This window comes from Mesorhizobium sp. LMG 17147 (assembly GCF_024297145.1).
In the GTDB taxonomy this organism is placed as follows: domain Bacteria; phylum Pseudomonadota; class Alphaproteobacteria; order Rhizobiales; family Rhizobiaceae; genus Mesorhizobium.
The window spans coordinates 77,328-87,897 of record NZ_JANCTC010000019.1; the positions used below are offsets into that span (position 1 = coordinate 77,328).

At 60.7% G+C, this 10,570-nt stretch carries 6 protein-coding genes and 3 pseudogenes; 3 read left to right on the forward strand and 6 right to left on the reverse strand.

The features are described from left to right. Window positions 1-5: 5 nt before the first annotated feature. The 3 genes from NMG46_RS24855 to NMG46_RS24865 form a co-directional block, all read right to left on the reverse strand. The gene (locus tag NMG46_RS24855) at window positions 6-1,280 is read right to left on the reverse strand and encodes a M48 family metallopeptidase (protein WP_254820107.1); all 1,275 of its coding nucleotides are present in this window, start codon (window positions 1,278-1,280) and stop codon (window positions 6-8) included. Between the two features lie 312 nt (window positions 1,281-1,592). Beyond that, window positions 1,593-3,746 (reverse strand): SulP family inorganic anion transporter, encoded by a 2,154-nt coding sequence (locus tag NMG46_RS24860; RefSeq protein WP_254820108.1) that lies wholly within the window; start codon window positions 3,744-3,746, stop codon window positions 1,593-1,595. 141 nt (window positions 3,747-3,887) lie between these two features. After that, window positions 3,888-5,075, reverse strand: coding sequence for a magnesium transporter (locus NMG46_RS24865; RefSeq protein WP_254820109.1), 1,188 nt, complete (start codon window positions 5,073-5,075; stop codon window positions 3,888-3,890). 660 nt (window positions 5,076-5,735) lie between these two features. Here NMG46_RS24865 and NMG46_RS24870 point away from each other — a divergent pair. After that, window positions 5,736-6,601 (forward strand): annotated as a pseudogene (locus tag NMG46_RS24870) (TIM barrel protein); the annotation flags it as partial. A gap of 496 nt (window positions 6,602-7,097) precedes the next feature. Here the strand turns inward: NMG46_RS24870 and NMG46_RS24875 are convergent. Then, window positions 7,098-7,346: a transcriptional regulator gene (locus NMG46_RS24875; protein ID WP_254820110.1), complete on the reverse strand. Its 249-nt coding sequence runs from the start codon at window positions 7,344-7,346 to the stop codon at window positions 7,098-7,100. 204 nt (window positions 7,347-7,550) lie between these two features. On the opposite strand from NMG46_RS24875, the gene NMG46_RS24880 reads away from it, so the two are divergent. Both NMG46_RS24880 and NMG46_RS24885 read left to right on the forward strand, forming a co-directional pair. Further along, window positions 7,551-8,258, forward strand: coding sequence for a hypothetical protein (locus NMG46_RS24880; protein WP_254820111.1), 708 nt, complete (start codon window positions 7,551-7,553; stop codon window positions 8,256-8,258). After that, window positions 8,161-8,440: pseudogene (locus tag NMG46_RS24885) on the forward strand (DUF2274 domain-containing protein). Before NMG46_RS24880 ends, NMG46_RS24885 begins: the two are co-directional and overlap by 98 nt. A gap of 40 nt (window positions 8,441-8,480) precedes the next feature. On the opposite strand, the gene NMG46_RS24890 reads toward NMG46_RS24885, so the two are convergent. Next, the gene (locus NMG46_RS24890; RefSeq protein ID WP_254820112.1) at window positions 8,481-9,368 is read right to left on the reverse strand and encodes a LysR family transcriptional regulator; all 888 of its coding nucleotides are present in this window, start codon (window positions 9,366-9,368) and stop codon (window positions 8,481-8,483) included. 678 nt (window positions 9,369-10,046) lie between these two features. After that, window positions 10,047-10,570, reverse strand: a pseudogene (locus tag NMG46_RS24895) (calcium-binding protein); the annotation flags it as partial.

The window sequence follows — 10,570 nt, forward strand, 5'->3', positions numbered from 1 at the left end:
CTCTTTCAATTGAGCGTCAACGTGTAGCTCATGAGTATTTCGAACGATTTCCGGTCGCGGTTGGCGATGTCGAAGTTGGTTTCGCGATAGGCGAGATCGACGCTGATCTTCTGCGCCTCCGTCAGCTGAAAATCGCTTTCCGAGGCAATGCGCCAGAAGTCGCTCTTGATATTTGTGCCGATGCCAACGGACAGATCGGGAGTGTTGCTGTGGCCGGCCGAGAACGCGACCTGGTGCGACCATGCGAAGAGATCCGGTACGGTCATCAACAGGCCGCCATAGCGGATCTCGCCCGTGTAGCTGTGTCCGATTTCGCCAGATCCGGAGGCGAAGTCATTCGAGCCGACAAAGCGCAGTCCGAGCGCCTGGCCATTGCGGAAGCGGTAGCTGCCGCCTGCCTCATAGAAAACCCTGCTATCGGCGAAAATGCCTTGCGAGGCGCTTAGATCGATGTAGCCGCCGCCTGCAAAAAGCGTCGTTTCGACCGTCGGGCGCACAAGAAAGCGTCCACTGACGCCGATGCCGGTTTCTTGGATGTCGCTGTCGAAACGATCTGTAACGGTAAACGCCGAAAGTAACAGGCGCAGCGAATCGATCCCACTATTGGGCAGCCCCTTGTCCCAGGTGATAGCGGCGTTGCCGTGGACGAAAGTCTCCTTGCTACCCGGAACCGACAGGTCTTCCGTGAAAAAGCGCTGTGTCGCAGTCAACGACCCCGAAAGGACGAGGGCGTCGGCGCTTGGCGTGCCGAGGTCCCACCGGACAAAGCCTTCCGCACGCCCATAGGGCGAGACGAAGCTGTCGTCGTCCTGCGCCCCGCCGGGCTCAAAATCGGTGAATGCGCTGAACACGCCGCCGGTCAGAGCGAGTTCCCAGGTGACGCCACGCAAGGCGCGCTCGATGCGGGCGAGCAGGCGAACAGCTTCCTGCTGCTCGCTCGCCGACAGGCCGCCGACTTCGATGCCGTACTGCACCTGCCGCCGGGCCAATTCGTAGGAGCCGACATGATAGTACAACCGGCTGGCCGCCAGCCGGGCGCGCGCATCGCGGGGATATTTGACCAGATACTGCTCGATCGAGGAGATCGCCTGATCGTATTGTCCTGCATTGACGGCAACCGTGACGAACTGGGCGAGCGTTCCGTTGTCGGCCGGACTGGCGATGCGGGCTGAAAAAGCATCGTCATAGGCCGAAAAAAGACCCTGCGCGCCAGCCGGCAATGCGCCGCTACAAAGCAGCGCCGCGGCGCAGCCGACGATTGTTCGAAACGAAGATTGCATGCCGAGAACCACCCCAAACCCGACCAGTGCGAAGGACTTAGCACGACCACAAGAAAAAAGGCGACTGAACTTTGGCGAAATCGTCCGAGTTTTCAACAGCTGTTGCAGCCGCGCAACAAACTTTCGGGTCCATTCGTATTTCGGCTGCGCTGGTTGCAAAAACATCTTATCGGCGTTGCTGTATTGGTCGAAATATTCGGTCGCGATAGAAACTAACAAAACTCATCGCGCGATAGCGAACCTGGCTTGCTTCAAGATCAATATAGTTCGCGTGATTCTGCACGTATTTGGTCGCTGCCTGATCCATCAATGTCACATATGGCTCATCCGAAGGTCTTCCGTCGCATTGCGGAGGCGATCGGAGAGCTGGCGGGCAATGCTTCTCAACACGGCTTGCGCGATATGCGGCTTGGCCTTTGATATCTTGTTGGCGGCCGACGAGGTCAGCTCATAGGCAACAACGTCCTCGTCCGCGATCACGTCGGTCGAGCGCGGTCGCTCGGTCAGGAACCCCATTTCCCCCACTGTGCATCCAGCCCCGATGCTCGCCAGCCGGCGCCGTCCGCCAGGCGCATCCACCCAGACGCTGATACAGCCGCGCGTCAGCATCCACAGTCGGTCAGCCTGATCGCCAGCGCGGCACAGCACGGTGCCTCTGGGGACCTCGACGTGGTCGAGATAACTCATCAGCACTTTCAGATCTTCTGGCGCCATGGTCATGCCGAAATCGGTGCGCTCGAGCGGCACCGCTATCACCGAGCGGGCAACACTGTCCGTGCGCTCGACGATTTCCTCTTCGAAGCGCTCCAGCGCCGCCTCGAGATCGGGGTAGATGTTGGGCTTATCGCTTTGTGACGTAAACTCCTCCAGGGCTTCGGCATCCCTGAGATCACTGAAGAACAATCGCTGACCGCGCCGGGCGCAGCGAGCGGAGATCTGCTGCAAGGTCAACGCGCCGGAGGCGTCGACGTCGCTGACGGCCCGGAAATCGAGAATGATCACCCGCACTACGCTGGGCAGCCGGTCAATTTCCTCCGCGAGCTCATCGGCATTGCCAAAAAACAGCACGCCCTGCAGCTCGAGGACTGCCAGCTCCCGCTCGTGAATCGCCAGCAATTCGGTCTGAGCAGTGGAACGGATGCGCCTGGAGCGCGTCTTGCCGACGATCTCCTTGCGCCGCACCACAGGCCGGCTCATTTCGATCATGAAGACAATGCAGGCCAGCGCCACGCCGACCACGGCGCCGACAACGGGTTGGCCAAGGACTGTAGCGAGCGCCACAGCGGCGACCACGGCCATATTACGCCGTGCCTGGATTCGGCCCGCCGCGCTGTTGCCGAGAAGTGCTTGGCGCGCGGTCCGCAGCGCCCAGCGGTCGATGGTATTGATGCCGACGAAGACCAGAATGGCGGACAGCCCAACCAGCGGCATTGAGAAGATCAGATCCGGGAACGCAAGGATGGCCGCGAGCAGCACCGCCCGGCTCGCAAACGTCGACGTGCGCATGCGCCCGCCGGCACGGTAGTTGGCGACGGTCAGCGCGGCCGACGTGGATACGAACAGCCCGCCCATGAGGGGAGAGACAAGATTGGCGATTCCCAGCCCGACGAGGGCGCGGCCCTGGCCGACCTGAACGTCGGCCAGATTGCGCGCAGTGCGCAGGGTAAAGACGGTGTCGAGCGTTCCCACGATCGCCAGGGTCAACGAGCCGGCAATCAGGGTCCACCAGACATGTTTCAGCCCCAGCCGGAGCGTTGAGGCAGCCTCGATCATGCTTACCGGTGCCCAGCCCTCTATATCGATCGATCCGATAACGGGGCCGAGCTCAATGTCGGGCGCCCACAGGCGGGCTGCGTGGTAGATCACATAGCCGATGATCAGGCCGGCAAGCAGCGCCGGAACTTTGGGCGCATGCCGCGTGATCATCGCCATGGCCGCGATCAGCGCAAGACCGAAGGGAAGCCTTGTGATCGTCGCCAGGCTGAAATCCGCCGCCACGATGCCGCTCCAGGAGGAGACCGCGAGAAGCATCGGCGTCTGGCTCTTGATGACCAGGATGCCGACGCCAGAGACGAACCCGGCGACAACCGGATGGGGGGCAAGCTTGACGATCCGGGCGAGACCGGTTGCGCCGATGAGGATCATCCACAGGCCAGTCAGCATCACGCAACCGACGAAGGCAAGCAGCGCTTGGGTCGTGTTGCCGTCGAGAGCGACCAGCAGGGATCCCAGCAGGCTGGCCTGGATCAGCGAGTTGCTGGGCATGGTCGTCACGAAACACGACCGTTGAAATGCGGACGCGACAACGCCGCCGACGATGGCGGCGATGACGCCGGCAAGCGCGCCTTCCGCCACCCGATCTGCGCCGAGCGGCGATAGGGCAAGGACGCCGGAGGAGACGCACATCGGCAATGCTACGCCTGCGGTCGTCACGCCCGCGGTGAGTTCCTGGGCCAGAAGGCCCATGGCTGCGCTCAAACGACGCGCAAAATCCGTCTGTATCGCAACCTGTTCAGTCACGGCGGTTCAAAGCTCCAAAAATCCAACGGTGATGATCCCGCCGACCGCGTCCTTTTGCAGGACGCGCATCGGCGGACACGCCAAAAACTACAGCACGAGCATGGTGGCGAGCCCCAGCATCAGGCCCATGCCCACGATATCGGTGACGGTGGTAAGAAAGATCGCTGAAGCTACGGCCGGATCGGCGCCGACCCGCCGCAGGCCCAATGGGATCAGCACGCCGGAGATTCCGGACATGAGGCATGATCCGGACATGGCGAGCAGGATGACAAGTGCCAGCATGGGCGCCTGGGCTGCCGACTCCGGTTGCCGCGAGGCGTAGAACCACATGGCCGCAGCCGCCACAAGACCGACGAGCACGCCGTTGGCGATCCCGAGCGCGCCCTCCCTCATCACCAGGTGCAGTTTCGGTCGCTTATCCACATCGCCCAGGGCAAGGCCACGCAGCGTCATAGCCAGTGCCTGGCAGCCGGTGTTTCCGCTCTGCCCGGCCAAGACCGGGAGGAATGCTGCCAGGGCGACGATCTTCTCGATTGTGCCTGTGAATGAACTGACCACGAAAGCAGCCATGAAGGCCGTCAGCAGGTTGAGCTGCAGCCAAGGATGACGCTTCAGGAAGGCTGAAAACAGCGGCGTGAAAGAACGCTCCTCCTTCTGGACACCCACCATCTGGCCCGACTGGGCAGAAATCTCGATGATTTGCTGCTCGAACAAGCGCCAGCCGCGGACCTGCCCCAGCAGCCGGTCCTCCGCGTCCACCACCGGATAGACAGGGTAGTGGCGGCGTACCGCAGCCTTGCAGGCGTCGCTCAAGGACAGATCGACGGGGAGGGCGAACGGTTTTGGCAGCATGATCTGATCTACCGTGGTGTCCGCTTCGCTCAGCATCAGATCGCGCAGGACCACGAGGCCAACCAGTTTATCGCCCTCGTCCGTGACGTAGAGATAAGTGAGCTCTGTCGGCACCTCTGCGCGTCTGACGGCCTCCACTGCGGCGGCTACCGTCGCCCCGACGGGGACGCTGGCGGGAATCGGGTCCATCAGCTCGACGAGCGACTCGGGGACCGCGAGGCCCTTGCCATCGCCATGAGGCTTGATAGGCCGCATATGCGGTGGCAAATGCTCCGCCACCTGACGGGCGTGCCCGTCCGGCAACAACTTTAGTGTGTCCCGAATAAACTCGGGAGACTCTCGGGCCAGCAATTCCGCCGCGTCATCAGGTGCTCGAGCACGCAGCGTGCGCACCAGCTTCTCAACGTCGTTCTCTTTCTTCATCTGCTCCCCCAATTGCTAGTGTCTTGCCTCTGACGGTATGACACGGATCGGATCGCTCTGTCTGGCGCGCAGTGGCCCATGCGCCTCGATCCGGAAAACTTCGCCTCTCAGGGGCGCCGAGTGGACCGAACCGAGACAGATCTGAGCCATTGCGGGGTGCATACAGGCGGCCTGTAACGTCTACGTGTCGCCGAGAATTCAACGTGTTGCGAACTTCACCGGTCTTTCCTGGTCTTTGCGGGCACGAACCAATGAAAAATTCTGCAGGGCAGTGCCTACGGCGTTCGAATTGATTTGCCTTATGCGGCGCATCTTGCCAGCTCACCAGCTCAGGCGGCCGATGACTTCGCTAGGATGAAAGGTGATTTGCTCGATTCCGTAATCGTTCGCTCTCAGAAAGGGTGTCTCTGTATGAAATCTGTCCGGAACTAGTGGTGCTCTTCAGAGCTCGCAGGTCCGAGGCAGGCAGCCTGCTTTGTGAGACTCGAGGTCGTTGGGATCCGATCCGAGTTAGTGGAGGCCCACTGATCACAGCGGTAGACCGCTCGGTCGCACCCGGGGGGGCGAACGAAGACCCGTTTCGAGAGTGGCATCGGTTCGGCAGTTGCCATCTCACCTGACAGGCCCGGGATTCCTCACCGCCCGTCATCGGGGATGCATATGGGCAACATCATCGCCACAGGTTTTAACTCAATCTCCGCCAATGGCGGGTTGGAGAGCCTTGCGGCGGACTCTCGCAGCTTTGCCTGATGGGCGTGGAAGCCGTCGAACTGGGACTGACGACCTTCGACCTCGTAGCGGGTGGCCGCGTCATCCCCGAGAGAGCCGAGAGGCTTGTCGCACTGACCAGCCAATTCGATTTCCGCTATACGGTTCACGGCGTCGTCTCATCGAATCTCATGGATCCGGCGGTCTGCCGTTACCAGATCCATGCAGCCAAGGCCTTGGTCGAACTCTGCGACCGGGTCGATGCGCGCGTGCTTGTCCAGCATAGTGGGCATTTTCGCGCCGACCAGCTTCTCGATCGTGCCGCTGCAGAGGGACGCGAACACGAAGCGTTGTTCGAGCTTGCCGAGTTCTGCAAACCCTACGGGTGTGCGCATCGCCTTCGAGAACCTCTTCGCCATGGAACCGGGTCAGTGCGGGCAGCGCCCGGCGGAGGCGGCGCAGACTGTGAAGGTGGTCGGCCATCCCAACCTGATGGCGCTCGTCGAATTCAGCCACGCCTATATTGATTCCACCCATCGGGGCCTGAACTTCCGCGAGCAACTGCGGGCCAGGGCGCCCGTGGCAGGGCACCTGCATGTCCATGATTCCTTCGAGCGCCCGCAGGGCTTCCAAAGAACCCACCTCCCGCAGGAGGATGTAGCGCTGGGGATAGGCGACCTGCCATGTCCCTCGGCTGGGGCGATATCGAATGGGATGACATCTTCGGCGACCTGGTCTTCTTGCAAGGGACCGTCCTCATCATGGAAATCGGACCCCGCCATCGCAACGAGCAGCCCGATTGCCTGGCCCGGGCAAAAAAATCTCGTCACCTTGAACAATCGCGCCGAGCGCGGAGCGGCGGAGTAAAAAACGGAGAATCCGCAGCTGTTGTGCTTGCCAATGTCAGCCAGAGCTGCCGATCGTGGCAGCGAGCCGTTCGCATTGGAAAGGTCGACCGTACGAGTCGGTCTGTTTCGATGAGATTGTAAGAAGAGTTCGCCTCCCGGTCTACGATACGACGGCCAGCATTGGGCTTGGCCGCTCCTTGGCGGTCGAGCGGGCAGTGGCCGGAAGCGTGCCAACCACCCACCCGTTGGCAAGCCGAGCCGTAGGCTGATTTCTGCTCTCTGCAATTGCTTGGCTGCTCGCCAATTCGGCTTTGAGGTCGTGGGATGCTCCCGCATTTCGAGTGAGCGCAATCGATCTGTAACAATGACAATCATAAGCTGAGCTGCAGATGGACGCACGCAACCATCATCGAAGACGTAGGCCGGACATGGATGAACGAAGCCTTTGCTGCCCGTTTGTTGCAAGTCATTTGCTTTCCAGAGGGCGTGCCAGCCGAACGCCAGGCCCGCCGCCATTTTCGGGAATGAATTCGACGCCACCGGCCTCCAACGCACGCTTCAGTGCTTCGATCGTCACCTGGTTGGCCTTCAACATGCCAGCGATTGGCTCAAGCCGCTTAATGGTCGCGACGGACACTTTTGACTTCGCGGCGAGGGCTTTTTGATCCCATTGCAAAAGTGCGCGGGCTGCCCGCAACTGCTCGCTCGTTATCATTATTATACCTAACGCATCATTTGATGCCAAAAGTCTTGACTATGCCGGCGGTTTCGTTTAAGACCGTAGAGTGGACACTGCGCTCGCTCAGCCCCAGACAATACTCGACCGGGGCAGGACGAGCCCGTGTGAAACGGCCGAATAAGGTGGTGCAACACCTTACCCGGCCTGACCACAACCCTAAGCTTCTGAGGAGCTCGGATCATGACTGATTCCGACAATATCACGAGTCTGCCATTCGTCACCCGCAGGCGAGTGCTTGCGGGAACAGTAGTGGCTACTACCGCGTGGACGCTTGAAGGTAACGCGTCCGCAGGCGACGCCGGAACGACTAATGTGCCTTCTGACCCAGCGCTGGCGCTTCGGCGGGAATGGGAGAGAGTCCACAAACAGACCGAGCGGCTTTGCCGCAGGCAGCAGCGCCTGGAGACAAGGCTTGTCGAGAGCGTCGGCTTTCCTTGCGTGACAGTCCGCTTGTGCGAGGGTGAGCAGGTGACGGTCCATTCGATCGAGATGCTCAACGAAGTGCTCGGCAAAGCGCCGGATATGGCGGCTCTCCGCGATAAGGCCGAAGCTGATTTCGCGGCGCATCAGGCACGCTGGGATGCGGCTGCGGAGGAAACCGGCTACACCGCTGCCTTCAGGGCCGAGCGTGAGGCTAGCGAGAAAATGCAAGATCTGCTGCAAGCGTTCTCAACGACCCCCGCCACCACTCTCGCCGGTGTGGCAGGCAAGCTCGATGCCGTATTGCGCGAGGGTGAGGCATGGGAGGAATGCTCCGAATTTCCTTGGCCACAAATCCGCTCGGCGCTCAATGATCTCGTACACATCGCCAAAGGCTTTGGTGCTGAACGGGTGCGGCGACGAAGGATTCGTCCTAACCAAGCTGAAACTCTCCGCCATTCCCGATGACCGTCCGGTCGAGATCACGGTCGAACTGCCCGGCGCCGTTCATCGCGATCTCGTCGCCTTTGCCGAAGTGCTCGGGCCGCGAGATGGGTCAGAGCATTGCCGATCCGGCAAAGCTGATAGCACCGATGCTGCCGAAATTCATGACAGCGGACAGAGCGTTTGCCAGAACCGGCGAAGCCTGAAGCCGGGACGACTGTTCGGGTCATGCCGGTCGGACGACTGTCAGCACGAATACCGATCGCGCAGGAAAGAGATGAAGGTCGGCAGGGCAGGATTGGCGTTGTCGGGGCGCCAACGAGCTAGACTGGAGATCTGGATTGGTTTGCCCCCGATCCGCAGCTTTCGGCAGACCGCATCCTGAGAAACACTGTCGGCATCTTGGTCGTGAATCAGAGCGACTCCGAGCCCGTTTCCGACAAGGCGCAAAAGGATGCCCGCACTGACGTGATGTTCGACGATTAAAGGAAGCTGCACGGCGCGTCCAACGGCGTCGGCGAGCTGAAATGCTTCGCCCCTGCGCACCAGCAACGTCTCCTGCTGCAACTCGTGCCACTCGATCACGGAACGGCTGGCGAGAGAATGATTTGCGGCAAGAACGACAGCCAGAGTGTCTCTCCACAGCGTCAATTCGAATGCGCCGCCGGTAAATCGGGAGGAGGAGGTCACGACCACGTCGACCTGAGTGGCACCCAGAGCAGCCTCAGGCGACGGGTAAGGACTCTCTGTCAAGCTGACGGTCACATTGGGATGAGATTGCCCGAATTCGATGATTGCATCCAAGGCTCGCCCGGCGAGGATTATCCCGTTGGAGCCGACGGAAAGCCTTTGTTGTTCATCTTTGATGCCGGTCCTGGCCAGAGTGAGAGTATTGTCCAGTTCGAGCATCACCGAGCGCAGACGACCCAGGAAGCGCTCGCCGGCCGGGGTTGGGCCGACGCCGCGGGCATGGCGATGAAATATTCTCGTACCCATCGCGTATTCGAGATCGCGGATGCGCCGGCTGAGCGCGGAGTGATCGATCCCTGTACGTCGCGAGGCGCGAAGGAAGCTGCCCTCCTCCGCGACCACAAGTGCATAATTGAGGGTAGCAAGTTGGATGGAGCTCTGCATCTCTGCTCAAAGTCAAGTTGGCGACAAAACGCGTTTGAGCGCTTTTGGCCGCTGGGGGCTATCGCCAAATCTCAGTATTGACATGGAGTGAAACCATGTGGGCCTCCTTTAAGCAGCATCACGAGGACAAGGACGATACCATTCCATTTTCGGGCGAACCTCATGGAGAGTACGTCGCGCCCTAGCAGGAGAGCGCCACCCGGACTGGTCACTTCGCTTGGAAATCCGGTGCTTGAACAAAGATAGAGCGGCGGACCGGCTTGAGCTTAAGGTCCGCCGCTCCAGCCCTTTCAGGGCACGCAGGATGAGCCTGCCGTAATCGAGAGACCTGGAGAAAGCGTGGCGAACTGCGTTTGAGCTGCGCCGCCGATCTCGTTGCTGTCGAAAGAGAGCGCTCCGGCTGAGCTGTTGTAGATGATATTGTCGGAGCTAGATGCGCGGCCGTACCAGCAAAGAAACGTCGGATGAAAGGCCCAGCTTAAGCCGTGGAGAGAGCTTGTAGTCAAGCATCGTTCGCCGCATCGCCGACGCGAGTGGGTCGGCTGAGCGGGTGCTCCGATGCAGTTCCCGCGCGTAAACGTCAGCCCGAATGGGCACCCGCTTTAGAAAAATCCGGTGCTTGAACCAAATACGGAGCGGCGGACCGTCTCGAATTGAAGGTCCGCCGTTGCGGGTCGTTCAGATCACAAGGAATGAACCTGCTGCAAGCGACAGACCTGGAGAGAGAGTGGCGAACTGTATTTGAGCTGCGCCGCCGATCCCGTCGCTGTCGAAAGAGAGCGCTCCGGTTGAACTGTTGTATATGATATGGTCGGAGCTATCGTGCGCAGCCGTGCCAGCAAAGAAAGCATCGGATGAAAGGCCGCCCAACTTAAGTCCGGCAAAAACCGCGTCGTCGAGCTGGATCTTGTCCTGGAGCTTGTTGAAGTCGGTGATCCTGTCGATATTACCGGCGCCAAGAGCGCTGTTGAACACGAAGGCATCATTGCCTCCGTTACCGGTCAAGATGTCAGCACCGGCGCCGCCGTTGATGACATTGGCGCCGGCATTGCCTTGGATGGTCTGGGCAAAGGCGTTGCCGGTCAGGTTGATGGCTGTGGTGCCGGACGCGTTCGCGGTCGCGAGAAACTGGATCGACGAGCCAGCGGAAAGGGCATAGCTCACCGCGCTGAGCACTTTGTCGGTGCCGCCGCCCACAGCCT